Here is a 16649-nt window from a genome sequence, read left to right on the forward strand (position 1 = left end):
CGGACGTTACCACGCGGTAGGCCGTCGGCGTAGCGCCGAAAAGACGGCAGTTATGACCACCAGAAGTGCGGTACCGAGCGCCGCCACCACCACCCACCGGGCGGGCCACGCCGCGGCAGGTCGAGTTGCTGTCGCCGGGTTGCGGTAGAGGGACAGCGATGGTCCCTGGTGGACGAGCTGAAGACCGGCGAGAGCCGCCGGATCGACGACGCCGGGGACGTTGTGCTGCACCACCACCCAGCGCACGCCGGTGGCCGCGACCGGCCGTCCGCCGGCCAGCACCCGGCGTACCTCGCGGAGCCGTGGGTTCTCCCCGGCCACCACGACGTCGCCGACGCGGAGCGTGTCGTCGGTCAGCACCGTCCCCGGCAGGTAGCGGGGTGCCGGATCCAGGACGACCCGTCCCGGGTTCCACGGGTATGCCCGGTAGCCACTCAGCGGCAGCGCGAGGGTCTCGCCCGGTTCGTCAGCCACCCGATCGGCGACCAACCGCCAGTCTGCCGGATAGTGCACCGGGCGGAGGCGGCCGGCACCTCCGAACGCGAGGTCCGGCATGACGGCCACCGGCAGGAGCAGCAGGCCGACCAGAACCACGCCCGCCACCTCTCGGTCGATCCGGGCCACGAGCCGCTCGACACCCAACGCCAGGCACACCACCAGCAGCAGAGCGTACGGGGCCAGGAACTTCTGGCCGTCCCGGAGCAGCCCAGCCCCCGGCAGGTGCACCACCGCCCAGCGCAACGCGGCGCCGCCGCCGGGGAGTACCCCGAAGGCGGCGAGAAGATAGGCGGCCCCGGCGAGCACCGCCAGCCGCACCGCCGTACCCGGGGGCAGCCGGCGCCGCAGCAGGCCGGCGCCGACACCGGCCAGGATCAGCAGCACCAGGGTCGCGAGTGGCACCAGCGGAGCGGCTCGACTGGCGGGCGTGGCCTGCGCGCTCCAGATGCCGCCGGTGCCCGCGAGCGCCACCAGCGGTCCGGCCCAGTTCTCCGCACGCGCCGCGAACGCCGCCACCCCGGCCGGGTCGGAGGAACCGGCCGCGCCGGTGACCAGAGCGGCAGCCACCCAGGGAGCGTTGAGCAGCGCGACACCCACCGTGGCCGCCGTCCGACGCGGCCGCGTCCGGTCGGGTGCCAGCAGGACCACCGTCCCCAGGGCGATCAGCCCTCCGGTCGGGGTGATGGCGGCGGGCGCGGCGGCGAGGACCACCCGGGCGAGCGACCCGTCGCGCCCTGCCCGCAGGTCCAGGGCAGCCCGCACCAACCAGGGCAGCGCGGCGTACGCGAGGAGGAGCCCCCACTGCCCGATCAGCAACCGTTCGGCGAGATAGGGCGTCCAAGCGTACGCGACCGCGGCGAGCAGCCGGACAGCACGCCTATCGGTGGGCACCAGCCGGCCGGCGCCGACCGCAGCCAGGAGGATCGCGCCACCGAGCACCAGCCGCTGCACCAACCAGCCCGGGACGAGCTGGGTGACGACGGAGACCACGGCGTCCATCGGCACCGCTCGCGGCAGGCTCTGAGCCGGGGCGACAAGGTCCCAACTCAGCGGTTGCCGGGGTACGAACACCATGTCGTACAGCAGCGCGTAGCCCGGTGCCGTGAGCGGGGCGAGCACCAGCACCGTGACGGCCGCGGCGACGGCGTACAGCGGCAGCCGGTCCCGTGCCGACCAGTCCCGTGGGGCGTCGCCGGCGGACCGCTCAACCATTCACGGCGCCGGCACGATCCGGCCGACGGTGATCAGATTCGTGCACACCCCCACCCCGGGGGTGCCGACGGTGACCTCGACGGCGTCTCCGGCCCCCTCCAGCAGGAAGAACACCTCGTTCAGCCCGCGACGCAGGGTGATCTCCCGGGTGGCGTCGCCGAGCCGCATGACCGCGGTGGAGTCGCCCGAGCTGAGATAGCCGAACTGCACCACGTACGGCCACTCCTCCAGGTGCCCGTCCAGCGGGATCCTCGTGGTCTGACCGCCCTTCGCCAGGTGCCCGCAGCCCTCGGTCGGCCCGGGCAGGATCTTCCGCCCCTGGACCGCGACCGGACGGATCCGGCCGTTCTCGTCGAACGTCGACGGCCGCTCGGCCTCCGTGACGAACGTGGGCCGGCGGTCCGCAGGGCGGAAGAAGTGCGACTGTAGGTTGTCCGGCCAGAAGTAGCCGGCGACGACGCGGTCCGGGACGACGTTGTCCAGGAAGACCGTGCCCGGCGGAGCCGCCGCCAACTCGGCCTGGGCCGTCGCGAGGTACTCGCGCCCGTGCTTGGTGCTCCAGTTGTCCCCGAACCGGGCGGTGCTCCAGAGGGTGCCGACCCCGATGGCGGCAAGGACGACGATCATGGAGATCAGGCCCACCGCGAAGGCACCCGGCTCCCGCAGAACCGTCGGCACCGGCCACGCTGACATGTCGTCCTCGTCGGCGTCCTTCGTCCCGAGCAGGGCCGCACCGACACAGATCGCGGCGACCAGTACCACGTCGGCGACGTACCGGGGGACGACGCCGACCAGTGGGCCGAGCGGCCCGCCGAGTCGGGTGACGGCGAAGAGCGCGGCGACCAGCCCGAGGTAGCAGGCGAGCAGCAGCCAGGCCCGACCGGCCGACGGGCGCCGTCGGACAGTGACCACGACGAGCGTCACCAGCACCGCCCACGAGAGCCACTTGGCGACGTCGTACGGGTCCACGAGCGGCGGCCCGTCACCGGCGTACGTCCAGCGCCACGGCCCACCGACCAGACCGGGCACGACCGTGTCACCCACCAGGTCACCCAGGAAGCTGAGGACCTGACCGACCGACGTCGGCTCGTCCAGCTCGCGGGCCGGGCGGGTGAGGTAGAAGGCCAGGTACGCCCCCGAGAGCACCCCGAGCACCAGCCACGCCGGCCAGTACCGGCGGACCGCCGTGACCAGGCTGCGCCAGGCACGACCCGACGTGAACAGGAAGACGGTCAGCAGGAACAGCAGCGGCACGATCAGCAAGGACTTGGTGTCGAACAGCAGGCCGAACACCACCCACAGGGCGACCGTCACGAGGTGCCGCGAGCGGCCGGTGCGCACGTAGCGGACCTGCGCGGCCACCGCCAGGACCAGGGCCAGCTGCATGGGCAACACGAGCAAGCCGACCAGCCACAGCGAGGACACCTCGAGCGTCAGCGGATTGAACAGGAACAGGCACAGCGGGACGAGCAGCCCCCAGCCCGGCCGGAGCAGGTCGCGCAGCAGCCGGTAGACGGCGACGCCGACCGCTGCCTGCCCGGCAGCCAGCAGCAGCACCCACGGCCAGCCCTCGAAGCCGGCCGCCCGCACCATCACCCAGGCCACCAGCAGTCCAGCCGGCATGAGGTGGTTGTTGAAGGTACGCAGGAAGAAATCCGGGTCCAGCCGTGAGTCGAGAACCTGAGCGGAGATGACGAACTCGTCCTGAGAGAACCAGCCTCGGCTGGCGAGACCGGCGCGCCAGGCGACGGACACGACGATGAGGGCAATCGCGACCGCACGGACGCGGTCGGCCCGGAGCCACCGGCCGAACGGACCCGGCCCGTCGCCGTCGGAGGCGAGGGCTTCCGGATGCGTCTCGGCCTCAGCTGCTGGCATTGACATGGTCGGCAGCCTGCCACACGCTTACACGCCGTGGGGACGGCCGTTCTCCCGATAACGCCGCCCCGCGCCCAGGTCGCCCGTCCGTGCCCGGTCCGGATAACGTCGCGCGACACTCGTCGGCGCCGGTGCGCGTCCGGCCGGCGGAGACAGGAGCCAAAATGCGTGCAGAGGTGACCAATGGTGCCGATCCGGGGTCCAGCCGTACCCGGCGTACGGCCCGGCGGTTCCGGCACCTGACCATCTGCATCGCGCTCACCGCTCTCGCCTTCCAGCAGGCCCCGGGGCTGGTCGTCCCGGATACCAAGGTCGACCTGAACGTCAACCCCGCCGGGTGGCTACTCCGCTCGCTACACCTGTGGGATCCCACCGGCACCTTCGGTCAGCTCCAGAACCAGGCGTACGGATATCTCTGGCCGATGGGCCCGTTCTTCCTGCTCGGGTCGGAGCTCGGCCTCGCGCCGTGGGTGGTGCAGCGACTCTGGTGGGCACTGCTCTTCTGCGTCGCGTATCTGGGTGCGGCGCGGCTGGCCGGCCGGCTCGGCATCGGCACGCCCGCCGGACGCATGATCGCCGGTGTCGCCTTCGCGCTGTCGCCGCGGATCCTCACCCAGCTCGGCTGGTCCTCGGTGGAGGCCTGGCCGAGCGCGGTCGCCCCATGGGTGCTCATCCCGCTGGTGGGCCTCGCCCGCGGCACATCGTTACGGCGCGCCGTCGCCGGGTCGGCCGTCGCCGTCGCCTGCGCCGGCGGGGTCAACGCCACGGCCGTGCTCGCGGTGGTGCCACTCGCCATGCTCTGGCTCGCGACCCTCCACCCCGTACGCCGCCGCGTCACCGCCGTCGCAGCCTGGTGTGGCGCAGTCGCCCTCGCCACCACCTGGTGGCTGGTCCCGCTGCTGATCCTGGGCCGGTACAGCCCGCCCTTCCTGGACTACATCGAGACCGCCCGGAACACCACCAGCGTCACCGACGCGGTCACCACGCTTCGTGGTGCCTCCTACTGGGTCGCCTACCTCGGCACGCCGTTCGGACCGACCATTCCAGCCGGTGCGCGACTCGCCAATGAGCCGCTGCTGGTCGCCGCCACCCTGGCGGTCGCCGCCCTCGGCGTCCTCGGACTGTCCCGGCGCGGAATGCCGCACCGCCGGTTTCTGATCACCGGTCTGGTGCTCGGTGCCGCGCTCGTCGGTCTCGGTCACGTGGGCGACCTGCCGAACATCCTCGCCGGGCCACAGCAGGAGTTCCTCGACGGTGCCGGCGCCCCACTGCGCAACGTGCACAAGTTCGACGTCCTGCTACGCCTGCCGCTGGCGCTCGGCGTGGCTCACCTGGTCGGCCTGGTCGTCCGGGCGGCGCGTGTCGCGCCCGACCGGCGCCGCCCGCGAGCCGTCGCCCGCGCCTGGCTCACGGCCGGAGCGGCCATGGCGGCGGTCGCCGCGATCGCCACACCGGCGCTCGCCGGCGGCCTCGCCACACCGGGCAGCGTCAAGGAGGTGCCAGGCTACTGGCACGAGGCCGCCAGCTGGCTGGACGCGAACACCGGGCGGGGGCGCGTGCTCGTCGTCCCCGGGGCCCGCTTCCCGTCGTACGACTGGGGCAGCACCACCGACGAGATCACCCAGCCGCTGCTGGACAGCCGGTGGGCGGTGCGCAACGCCATCCCCTTCACCCCGCCCGCCACGATCCGGCTGTTGGACGCGATCGAGTCGACGCTCGCCACCGGCTCCGGCTCGACCGGCCTGGCCGACCTACTCGCCCGATCCGGGATCAGCCACGTCCTGTTCCGCGCCGACCTCGACCACGGCCGCTCCGACACAGCCCGCCCGGCGGTGGTCCGCCAAGCGTTGGAGCGCTCACCCGGGCTGACCCGTGTCGCCGGCTTCGGCCCCCGACGCGGCGGGCCGTCGACCCCCGACGAATTCCGCGACCAGGGTCTCGACGTGCCCTTACGCGCGCTGGAGGTCTACCGCGTCGACCGGCGCGTCGAGCCGGTGGTCGCTTACGACCGGGCCGACGTGACCACCGTCGTCGGCGGTCCCGAGTCCCTTCTCGACGTCGCCGCGGCGGGTCAACTCGGCACGGCACCCACGGTCCTGGCTGGCGACGCACCGCCCGGTGGCGTGGCCGGGCCGGTCACGCTGACCGACGGACTCCGCAGGCGGGATGTGTCGTTCGGCCGGTTGCGCGACAACGTCTCCCAGACCCTCACCGCCGATGACACCTTCGAGGTGTCAGCGCCCGCGCACGACTATCTGCCCGAGTGGGGAGCGGGGCGGTCCACCGTCGCCCGCTACGAGGGCATCAGCACGATCCGCGCGTCGACCGCCGGCTCCCAGGTGGACGCCCCGGGCGGTGCCCGCCCGGAGCACCAGCCGTACGCGGCGATGGACGGCGACCCCGCGACATCCTGGCAGTCCGCGCCGCACTCGCCCAGCGACCGGCAGTGGATCGAGGTGCGTCTCGCCAACCCCACGCGGGTCACCCGGGTGGACGTCCGGTTCGACCTGAAGGCCGACTCCCTGCCGACGACGGTGACCGTCACCGCCGGATTCGAGAGCCGGACAGTGGAGCAGTTCAGCGACCACATGGTCTTCGAGCTGCCCGGCGTCCACGCCACACGCGAGGTCCGAATCTCCGTCGACGCAGCGTTCGCTCTACGCCCGCTCGGCACCGGGACGGTGGGCATCGCCGAGATCGGCATCCCCGGCATCCGGACCAGCCGGACCCTTCAACTTCCCGCAGTACCGGCCACCGACCGGCCGTCGGTCGTCGTCGTGTCCGCGGCCCCGACCACACCGGCCTGCTTCACCGTCGACGGACGCCCTCGTTGCTCCACCGACGCCATCCGTGGCTCGGAGGACGGCCGCACGATCGACCGGACCCTGACCCTGCCGACCGACGCTGTGTACACCGCCAAGCTGTGGGCGCGGCCCACACCCGGCCCGGCCCTGGACGCCGTGCTGGACAAACTGGTGGCCGACGCGCAGACGCTCCGCCTCGCACCGGAGATCAGCGCCTCATCGCGGGCCGTACCCGACCCGACCGGCCGGGCCGGGGCGGTGCGCGACGGGGACCCGACCACCAGTTGGTCACCGGCGGTCAACGACGAGGCACCGATCCTGCGGCTGAAGTGGCTCAGGCCGCAGGTCATCCGCGGGATCCGCTTCTCCGTCGACCCGGCCGCCGCCGCCACCCGACTCGGCAGCGTCCGGGTGGTCGGCGACGACGGTTTCCGGAGCAGCCTGCTGGGCGACGACGGCCTGCTCACCCTGAACCCGCCGATGAGGACCGACGAGGTCACCATCCAGTTCCTCGACAAGCCGTCCGCCCCCAGCGTCGACCCGTACGGTCTGCGGCTACCGGAGTCATTGCCGGTCGCGATCGGGGAGGTGACGGTGGTGCCGGGCGCGCCCACGGTCCGGCCGCGCCCCGACGCGCCACTGAAGCTGGCCTGCGGATCGGGTCCGACGCTCAAGGTCGGCGGGGCACGGGTGAAGACCACGCTCCGCGGCACGCTGCGCGACCTGCTGGAACTGCGGGAAATGCGGGCCACACCCTGTGGCCGGGACACGGCCCGGCGGCTCAAGTTGGGCCGGGGCGAGCACCGCCTCCGCACCACACCGAGCTCCCTGGTGTCGCCCACCCGCGTCGCGCTGGTGCCGCAGAGGACCACACCGGCCCCGAAACCAACTCCCAGCACCGTCAAGATCGAATCCTGGGCGGCCACCGAACGACGGGTACGGGTGGTCGAGCGCCCCGTCGACCGGGTGCTCGCCGTACGGGAGAACACCAACACCGGCTGGCAGGCGGTTGTCGGGGGACGAACGCTGCAGCCGGTGGTGGTGGACGGCTGGCAGCAGGGCTGGATCCTGCCCGCAGGCACCTCCGGCGAGGTGGTGCTTCGCTTCGCCCCGGACACGGCGTACCGGGCCGGTCTACTGCTCGGCGGCGTCCTGCTGGTGACGGTGGTCCTCCTCGCGGTGCTGCCCGCCCGACGGCCCGCGGGGCCCGCTTCGTCGACCGCCGTACCGCACGGCCGGCGCCGGGCCACCCGTTCGCTACCGCTCCTGGCGGTCGGCGCCGCCGCGCTCGTGCTGTCGAGCGGCCTCATCGGCAGCCTGCTGGTGGCGGCGGGGTTCCTGTTGGCCGTACCCGGGCCACGCCGCCTGCCCTGGCTGGCGAACCCGGGACGGGCCAGGAGGATCAGCCGGGCAGCCGAGACTTGGCTTCCCGGTGCGCTCGTCCTTCTCGCCGGATGGAGCTACGGAGGTTCGGAGCAGCGGCACACCGATCTCCTCCCGCAACTCGCGATCACCGTCGCCCTCGGTGCCCTCTGGCTGTCCGCTGCCGCGCGGCGACGACCTGTTTCCCGGGCCGCGCGGGCTTCAGGCGCCCCGCCGGCACCCCCTACCCACCCGGTGGAGCCGGTGGCTTCCGTTCCGCCCAGGCAGCGGGAGCCGGAAACGGCGACAGCGGGTCAGGTCGGCATGCACGATCCCAGCCCGTCCCAGGTCACGTGAGACCTCGACGACCGGCCCGCCTGCGGCGGACGGGCGGACGAAGCAACGGTCTGGGCGTGGCGGGGGCCGCCGTCACCCTGGCTGGTGTCCTCGTCAACGGCCTGGCCTACCTGGTGCCGGTGCTGGCCGCCCGGCGGCTCGACCCGGCCGGCCTCAGCGCGCTCGCCGCCGCGCTCGGCCTGGTGGCCATCGCCAGCGTGCCCGGGCTCGGTCTGCAACTGGCCGTCGCCGTGCACCACGCCCGGCACGGGTCGTCCGACAGCCGACGGCTCACAAGGGTGACCGCAATCATGTGCGCCGGCATGCTGATCGCGGCGACTCCGCTGCTGGTTGCCACCCTGGATCTCCCGGTCGAGGTGCCCACGCTGCTGGCAGTCAGCACGGCGGCGGTCGTGCTCTCCTCCCGCTCCCTCGGCGAGTTGCAGGGCAGCCAGCGCTTCCTGCGGCTCGCCGCCGGGATGGCCCTGCTCGCCGCGGGCCGCTACGGTGGGGTGGCCGCCGGGCTGCTGTTCGACGCGGGGCTGACCGGCTCACTCGTGGCCGGTGCGCTGACAGCCGCGCTGACCCCTCCAGCACTGGCCCGCCTCGCCCGCGCCGCCGGACACCCGTCTCCCGCACGCGCCGTGTCCCGGCTGACCACCGCCCAGGTGATCTCGGGATGCGGAGCCACCCTGGCGATGCTGGTCGTCTCCTATGCCGACCTGTTCCTCGCCCGTCAACTGCTGCCGCCATCGACGTCCGGGGCGTACGCGGTGGGCACGGTGTTGAGCAAGGGCGCGCTCTGGGCGCCGCAGGTCGCCGCCGTCCTCGCCCTGCCGCGACTGGCGCGAGGCGACCGCCGCAGCCGTACCGTCGCGCTCGCGGTGACCGGTGGCTGCGGCCTGTTGCTGGTGGTCGCCTCGTCGCTCGCGGGTGGGCTGGCCTTCCGACTCGCGGGCGGCACCGACTACGCCCGCCTCGGCCGGTACGCGCCTCTGTTCGCCGCGGTCGGCGCGCTCTACGCCGTGGCGTTCGTGCTGCTCAACGACCGCGTCGCGGCCGGCGTGCGGTGGGCGGCCGCACCGCTCTGGGTGGGCGCAGCCGGCCTGGTCACCGTTGCGGCGATCGTCAGACCCCGCACCGTTCCCGATCTCCTCCTCGCGGCCCTGGGAACGGCCACGGTCACCACACTGGGCATGGCGCTGGCCACCCGGCGGCCGCGCCCGGTACCGCTGTCCGAGAACCCGGCGCAGGCGCCCCAGCCGGGCTGATCGCGGTCAGCCCTCGGCGAGCCAGCTGGTGAGCAGGTGATGGTCGATCGAGTCGACCCGGCCCAGCGGCCGCCCGGCGGCCACCCGCTCGCGCAGCTCCGCCCGGGTGAACCAGCGCGCCTCCAGCAGCTCCTCGCCGTCCACCTCGATCCGGTCGGACTCGGCGGTGGCCCGGAAGCCCACCATCAGCCCGGCCGGGAAGGGCCACGCCTGCGAACCCTGGTACGCCACGTCGCCGACGACCACGCCGGCCTCCTCGGCGACCTCCCGGCGGACCGCGTCCTCCAGACTCTCGCCGACCTCGACGAACCCGGCCAACGTCGAGTACGACCCCTCGGGCGCACCGTTGTGCCGGGCCAGCAGGCACCGGTCGGGGGAGCCGGGCGCCTCCACCAGCACGATGATCGCCGGCTCGATCCGGGGGAAGAGCAGCCGGTCGCAGGCCGCACAGGTGCGGGCGTGCCCGCCGAAGGTGGTGACGGTGGCGGCCCCGCAGCCTCCGCAGTGCCGCTGCTGGCGGTGCCAGTGCAGCAGCCCGCGGGCGTACCCCTGGATGGCGGCGTCGGCCGGTCCGAGCCGACCGACCAGGGTGCGTACGTCCACCGCCGAGGCGGCGCCGACCAGCGCGGCGGCCTCCCGCTCGGTACGGGCGGAGAGGTCCACGGCGAAGACGGCGGCCGTCCCGTCCAGGCCCAGGAAGACGGTCTGGTCGGCCCGGGGCAGGACGGCGCCGGAGTCGGCGGCGGTCAACCTGACCGGGCTGCCGTCGGCGTCGACCAGGCAACGGTCCCGCCAGAGCGCCAGCACGGTGCTGTCGGCGTCGGCGAGCCGCTCGGAGATCCAGCCCGGGTCGGCCCGCCGGCCGCCCGCCCGGTCCAGCCATCCGCCGCCGTACGTCAACGCCTGTCCATCCGTTCGCACCCGGTTACCGTGCCACGGCCGGTCGGGTCCCCGCGCACCGGCCCGGCCCGGGCCGGCGACACCCAGCGTGGCTGCTCAGGGGCTTGGTGTGAGCGGCGACACGCGGTGGACCAGCAGGCCCGGTCGGACAGTGCCAAGGGGGCCGGACGTTGGTTACCGTAGTTGTCTTCCGGGTGGGGACCGCACCCCCACGTGGTTCCTTCCGATCGAGGTAGCTGTGACGCTGTACGGCGACAAGACTCCGCCCGCCGACGACCGGCCCACCGTCCGGGTGATGCCGGTGAGCTGGCCCGGTGACGAGCCGGAGCCGGCGCCGCCGGTTGCTCCGCCCACCGGCCGCTCCCGGTGGTCCCGGGGTCGGCTGCTGCTGGCCGGCGGGGTCACCGCCGCCGTGCTGGCCGCCGTCGCCGGGGCGGGCGCTTACGCGTACGCCGGTGACGTGCCGCGCGGGACGACGGTGCTGGGCGCCGAGGTCGGCGGCCGGAGCCGGGCCGACGCCGCGCGTGAGCTGCGGGCGGAGCTGGACCGCCGGGCGGCCGAGCTGAACGCCCCGGTGCAGATCCGGCTCGGCGCCCGGACCACCACCGTCAAGCCCGCCGACGTGGGCCTGACCGTGGACGTGGACGCGTCGGTGGCCGCGGCCGAGCGGGCCCAGGCGCACGCCGTGGACCGGCTGGTGGGGTCCCGCACGGTGCCGCCGGTGGTGACGGTGGACGCGGCCCGGCTCGACGCCGCGCTCCGCAAGGGCCTGGGCAGCCAGGGGCGGAAGATGACCATGCCGGCGATCACCTTCGCCGGCACCACCCCGAAGGTGGTCCACCCGAAGCCCAGCCTCTCGCTGGAGCCGGAGCGTTCGGCGCAGGCGGTGCGCGAGGGTTGGCTCACCGGGAAGCCGGTGGAGGTCCCGCTGATCGAGATCAGCCCGGCGACCGACGCCGCGGCGGTGGACAAGCTGGTGGCGGAGCTGGCCCGGCCGGCCGTCGCCGCGCCGGTCACCCTGCGCACCGACAAGGGCTCGTTGAGCATCCCACCGGCCGCGATCGCCAAGAGCCTGCGGTTCACCGCCGACAAGACCGGCAAGCTGACCCCGAAGGTGGACGTCAAGCGGCTGCGCGACGCCCTCGGCGACCGGCTGGAGACCATCGAGACCGAGCCGGTGGACGCCCGGATGACCCTGACCGGCGGCAAGCCGACCGTGGTGCCGGGCAGGGACGGCCTGCAGGTCGACTCGGCCGCGCTGGCGAAGGACCTGCTCGCGGTGCTGCCGAAGGCCGACGGCCGGGAGGTCGCCGCCAAGGTCAAGCCGGTGCAGCCGGAGCTCTCCACCGCGAAGCTGACCGGTCTGGGCATCAAGGAGCGGGTCTCCACCTTCACCACCCGCTTCCCGGGCGGCCTGTCCTCGCCGCGCTCGCAGAACATCGTCAACGTGGCGAAGCACGTCGACGGCACCGTCGTGCTGCCCGGCGAGACGTTCTCACTGAACGAGCACACCGGTGAGCGGGGCACGGACAGCGGCTACCAGGAGGCCCCGGTCATCGTCGACGGCAAGCTGGTCAAGGGGGTCGGCGGCGGTGTCTCGCAGTTCACCACCACGCTCTTCAACGCCAGCTACTACGCCGGTCTCCAGGACGTGCAGCACAAGCCGCACTCGTTCTACTTCGAGCGCTACCCGGCGGTGATCGAGTCGACCATCTTCTGGCCGAACCTGGACTTCAAGTTCCGGAACAACACGAAGTACGGCCTGATGATCGACACCGCGTACACCGACAGCACGGTGACCGTGTCGATCTGGAGCACCAAGATCTACGACAGCGTGAAGACCGAGTACGGGCCGCGGCGGGACATCACCGATCCGAAGACCGTCTACCTGGAGCCGGGCCCCGGCTGCATCGCCACGGCCGGCAGCAGGGGCTTCGCCCAGGACGCCTTCCGGGTCATCACCAAGGACGGCAAGGTCGTGAAGCGGGAGAAGTTCAGCTGGCGCTACGCCCCGGAGCCCCGCTTCATCTGCGCCCCGGAGCCCAAGCCCGCCACCTGAGGTCCGCGACGCTCACCGCAGCGAAAACGCCCCGCCGGCCATCGGGCCCGCGGGGCGTTCTCGTCGGTACGGGTCAGGGCCGCGCCTCGGCCAGCCCCTGGCGTACGCCGTCCGCGTCCCGGTCGGTGCCGTAGACCGGGGTGTCGGGCTGCTGCCGCCAGCTCTCGTCCAGCGTGCCGGCGTCCACCGGGTCGAAGCCCAGCGCGTCGACGATCCCCATCACCAGCTGCTTCGCCTCGGCGTCGTCGCCGGCGACCGGCAGCGCGATCCGGCCCGCCTCGCCGGACGGCTTGCCGTGGTCCATCAGGTGCTGGGCCTGGATGTTGTTGAAGGCCTTCACCACCCGGGCGCCCTTGAGGTGCTCGGCGGTCCACCGGCTGGAGCTCAGGCTCCGGTCCTGGAGTTCGGCGATATCGCCGTCCCGCTGGGGGTAGTAGTTGTCGGCGTCGACCACGACCTTGCCGTCGAAGAGTTCCGCCGGCAGGCTCGGTACGGCCAGCAGCGGGATCGCCACCACCACCAGCTCCGCATCCTGGACGGCCTGCTCCAGCGTGCCGGCGGTGGCGCCGGTCTCCTGCGCCAGCTCGGTGAGGCTCTGCGGCCCCCGCGAGTTGGTCACCGTGACGTCATGGTCGAGCGCCCGCAGCCGGCGGGTGAGCGTCCCACCGATGTGCCCCGAGCCGATGATTCCGATCTTCATGACCACTCCTGCCTCCGCCAGCCCTGGCGGTCGAGATCCGGCGAACCATGAGCAGGTACCCGGTGCGGCCGGTCGGATAGCTTCGCCGGGGCGTGCGCAACGTCCCGTTTGTGGCCGGCACCGGGGGGAACGCCGCCGGCAGGCGGGTTCCGCACCGACCGTACCGAGGCTGGCCGGGCGTCCGTGCCGATTCGCGGGATGCGGTGGGCGGGAAGGTCGGAAACGCATTCAGGGCCACCCCGGATGGGGTGGCCCTGAATGGAATGTTTGTCCGGCGGCGTCCTACTCTCCCACACCCTCCCGAGTGCAGTACCATCGGCGCTGGAGGGCTTAGCTTCCGGGTTCGGAATGTGACCGGGCGTTTCCCCTCCGCCATGACCGCCGTAACTCTATGAACATGTCAAACACACTCTCGTGGGGTGTTCGATTGTTCAGAGTTGCACAGTGGACGCGTAGCAGCTTCGTAGTCAAGTCCTCGGCCTATTAGTACCGGTCACCTGAACCCGTTACCGGGCTTACAGTTCCGGCCTATCAACCCAGTCGTCTAGCTGGGGGCCTTACCCACTCAAAGAGTGGTGGGATACCTCATCTTGAAGCGAGCTTCCCGCTTAGATGCTTTCAGCGGTTATCCCTTCCGAACGTAGCTAACCAGCCGTGCCCCTGGCGGGACAACTGGCACACCAGAGGTTCGTCCGTCCCGGTCCTCTCGTACTAGGGACAGCCCTTCTCAAGTATCCTACGCGCACGGCGGATAGGGACCGAACTGTCTCACGACGTTCTAAACCCAGCTCGCGTACCGCTTTAATGGGCGAACAGCCCAACCCTTGGGACCTGCTACAGCCCCAGGATGCGACGAGCCGACATCGAGGTGCCAAACCATCCCGTCGATATGGACTCTTGGGGAAGATCAGCCTGTTATCCCCGGGGTACCTTTTATCCGTTGAGCGACACCGCTTCCACATGCCAGTGCCGGATCACTAGTCCCGACTTTCGTCCCTGCTCGACCTGTCAGTCTCACAGTCAAGCTCCCTTGTGCACTTGCACTCAACACCTGATTGCCAACCAGGCTGAGGGAACCTTTGGGCGCCTCCGTTACCCTTTAGGAGGCAACCGCCCCAGTTAAACTACCCACCAGACACTGTCCCTGAACCGGATAACGGTCCGAAGTTAGATACCCAAATCAACCAGAGTGGTATTTCAAGATTGCCTCCACCCATACTGGCGTATGGACTTCACCGGCTCCCACCTATCCTACACAAGCTCATTCAGATACCAATGTCAAGCTATAGTAAAGGTCCCGGGGTCTTTCCGTCCTGCCGCGCGTAACGAGCATCTTTACTCGTAATGCAATTTCGCCGGGCCTGTGGTTGAGACAGTGGGGAAGTCGTTACGCCATTCGTGCAGGTCGGAACTTACCCGACAAGGAATTTCGCTACCTTAGGATGGTTATAGTTACCACCGCCGTTTACTGGCGCTTAAGTTCTCCGCTTCGCCCCGAAGAGCTAACAGGTCCCCTTAACGTTCCAGCACCGGGCAGGCGTCAGTCCATATACATCGAATTACTTCTTCGCATGGACCTGTGTTTTTAGTAAACAGTCGCTTCCCCCTGCTCTCTGCGGCCATACAACGCTCCACCCGCGCGGGGCTTCACGTCTCCGGCCCCCCTTCTCCCTAAGTTACGGGGGCAATTTGCCGAGTTCCTTAACCACAGTTCGCCCGATCGCCTCGGTATTCTCTACCTGACCACCTGTGTCGGTTTGGGGTACGGGCCGCTAAGAACTCGCTAGAGGCTTTTCTCGGCAGCATAGGATCACTGACTTCACCTGAATCGGCTCGGCATCACGTCTCAGCCTATGTGCACCGCGGATTTGCCTACGGTACGGCCTACACGCTTACCCCGGCACAACCACCGGCCGGGCTCAGCTACCTTCCTGCGTCACCCCATCGCTTGACTACTACCCGCCAGGTTCCCACGCTCCCCACCCTCAACCCGAAGGTCTTGGATGGTTTGGGTGGTTAGCACAACGAGGTTCGTCAGGGTCGCTCTTTCGCGGGTACGGGAATATCAACCCGTTGTCCATCGACTACGCCTCTCGGCCTCGCCTTAGGTCCCGACTCACCCAGGGCGGATTAGCCTGGCCCTGGAACCCTTGGTCATCCGGCGGAAGGGTTTCTCACCCTTCTTTCGCTACTCATGCCTGCATTCTCACTCGTGCCGCGTCCACAACTAGGTCACCCCGTTGCTTCACCCCCGGCACGACGCTCCCCTACCCATCCACACACCTGCACCGGATATCAAGACCCGACGAGGTTAAAATGTGAATGCCACAGCTTCGGCGGTGTGCTTGAGCCCCGCTACATTGTCGGCGCGGAACCACTTGACCAGTGAGCTATTACGCACTCTTTAAAGGGTGGCTGCTTCTAAGCCAACCTCCTGGTTGTCTATGCGACCCCACATCCTTTTCCACTTAGCACACGCTTAGGGGCCTTAGCTGGTGATCTGGGCTGTTTCCCTCTCGACTACGAAGCTTATCCCCCGCAGTCTCACTGCCGCGCTCTCACTTACCGGCATTCGGAGTTTGGCTGATTTCGGTAAGCTTGTGGGCCCCCTAGACCATCCAGTGCTCTACCTCCGGCAAGAAACACGCGACGCTGCACCTAAATGCATTTCGGGGAGAACCAGCTATCACGGAGTTTGATTGGCCTTTCACCCCTAACCACAGGTCATCCCCCAACTTTTCAACGTTGGTGGGTTCGGCCCTCCACGCGGTCTTACCCGCGCTTCAGCCTGCCCATGGCTAGATCACTCCGCTTCGGGTCTAGAGCATGCGACTCAAGAGCGCCCTATTCAGACTCGCTTTCGCTACGGCTCCCCCACACGGGTTAACCTCGCCACATGCCACTAACTCGCAGGCTCATTCTTCAAAAGGCACGCCGTCACCCCGCAAGGCTCCGACGGATTGTAGGCGAACGGTTTCAGGTACTATTTCACTCCCCTCCCGGGGTACTTTTCACCATTCCCTCACGGTACTCGTCCGCTATCGGTCACCAGGAAGTATTTAGGCTTACCAGGTGGTCCTGGCAGATTCACGGCAGATTTCAGGGGTCCGCCGCTACTCGGGAACACCCACAGAAGGTCAGCAACTTTCACGTACCGGACTGTCACCGTCTACGGTTGGCTTTTCCACACCATTCGGCTAGCCACTGACTTTGTAACTCCTCAGACAAGTGTCAGCTTGTCTAGCGGGGTCCCACAACCCCGACCACGCAACCCCTGACAGGTATCACACGCAGCCGGTTTAGCCTCGATCCGCTTTCGCTCGCCACTACTCACGGAATCACTAAATTGTTTTCTCTTCCTACGGGTACTGAGATGTTTCACTTCCCCGCGTTCCCCCCATACACCCTATGTGTTCAGGTGCAGGTGACACCACATGACTGGTGCCAGGTTTCCCCATTCGGACACCCTGGGATCACAGCTTGGTTGACAGCTCCCCCAGGCCTATCGCGGCCTCCCACGTCCTTCATCGGCTCCTGGTGCCAAGGCATCCACCGTTCGCCCTTGACAACTTGACCACAAAGATGCTCGCGTCCACTGTGCAATTCTCAACAAACGACCAACCCACAAC

7 protein-coding genes and 2 rRNA genes are annotated in these 16649 nt (G+C 70.0%); 3 read left to right on the plus strand and 6 right to left on the minus strand.

Annotated features, from left to right (window positions below):
- Nucleotides 1-6: 6 nt before the first annotated feature.
- Nucleotides 7-1710 (minus strand): hypothetical protein, encoded by a 1704-nt coding sequence (locus GA0074704_RS01880; protein WP_088968894.1) that lies wholly within the window; start codon nt 1708-1710, stop codon nt 7-9.
- Nucleotides 1711-3588: a hypothetical protein gene (locus GA0074704_RS01885; RefSeq protein ID WP_377470372.1), complete on the minus strand. Its 1878-nt coding sequence runs from the start codon at nt 3586-3588 to the stop codon at nt 1711-1713.
- A 164-nt stretch (nt 3589-3752) separates the two neighbouring features.
- Here GA0074704_RS01885 and GA0074704_RS01890 point away from each other — a divergent pair, with 164 nt between their 5' ends.
- Together GA0074704_RS01890 and GA0074704_RS01895 are read left to right on the plus strand one after the other, a co-directional pair.
- Entirely contained in the window at nt 3753-8111 is a 4359-nt protein-coding gene (locus GA0074704_RS01890) for an alpha-(1->3)-arabinofuranosyltransferase (RefSeq protein WP_088968896.1), read from the plus strand.
- Nucleotides 8108-9361 (plus strand): polysaccharide biosynthesis protein, encoded by a 1254-nt coding sequence (locus GA0074704_RS01895; protein ID WP_231926730.1) that lies wholly within the window; start codon nt 8108-8110, stop codon nt 9359-9361. The genes GA0074704_RS01890 and GA0074704_RS01895 overlap by 4 nt, the downstream gene beginning before the upstream one ends.
- Before the next feature lie 6 nt (nt 9362-9367).
- Here GA0074704_RS01895 and nudC read toward each other — a convergent pair whose 3' ends face one another.
- Nucleotides 9368-10282 carry an NAD(+) diphosphatase gene (nudC, locus tag GA0074704_RS01900; RefSeq protein WP_088968897.1) on the minus strand — a complete coding sequence of 305 codons (915 nt, stop codon included), beginning with the start codon at nt 10280-10282 and terminating at the stop codon, nt 9368-9370.
- A gap of 217 nt (nt 10283-10499) precedes the next feature.
- Here nudC and GA0074704_RS01905 point away from each other — a divergent pair, with 217 nt between their 5' ends.
- The gene (locus tag GA0074704_RS01905; RefSeq protein ID WP_231926731.1) at nt 10500-12320 is read left to right on the plus strand and encodes a VanW family protein; all 1821 of its coding nucleotides are present in this window, start codon (nt 10500-10502) and stop codon (nt 12318-12320) included.
- A gap of 73 nt (nt 12321-12393) precedes the next feature.
- Here GA0074704_RS01905 and GA0074704_RS01910 read toward each other — a convergent pair whose 3' ends face one another.
- The 3 genes from GA0074704_RS01910 to GA0074704_RS01920 all read right to left on the minus strand — a co-directional run bounded on the left by GA0074704_RS01910 (nt 12394) and on the right by GA0074704_RS01920 (nt 16596).
- Nucleotides 12394-13020: an NADPH-dependent F420 reductase gene (locus tag GA0074704_RS01910; protein WP_088973384.1), complete on the minus strand. Its 627-nt coding sequence runs from the start codon at nt 13018-13020 to the stop codon at nt 12394-12396.
- Nucleotides 13021-13289: 269 nt separating this feature from the next.
- Nucleotides 13290-13406 (minus strand): 5S ribosomal RNA (gene rrf, locus GA0074704_RS01915).
- Nucleotides 13407-13483: 77 nt separating this feature from the next.
- Nucleotides 13484-16596: ribosomal RNA gene (locus GA0074704_RS01920) — 23S ribosomal RNA — on the minus strand.
- Nucleotides 16597-16649 lie beyond the last annotated feature (53 nt).

This window comes from Micromonospora siamensis (assembly GCF_900090305.1).
GTDB classification, from domain to species: Bacteria; Actinomycetota; Actinomycetes; order Mycobacteriales; family Micromonosporaceae; genus Micromonospora; species Micromonospora siamensis.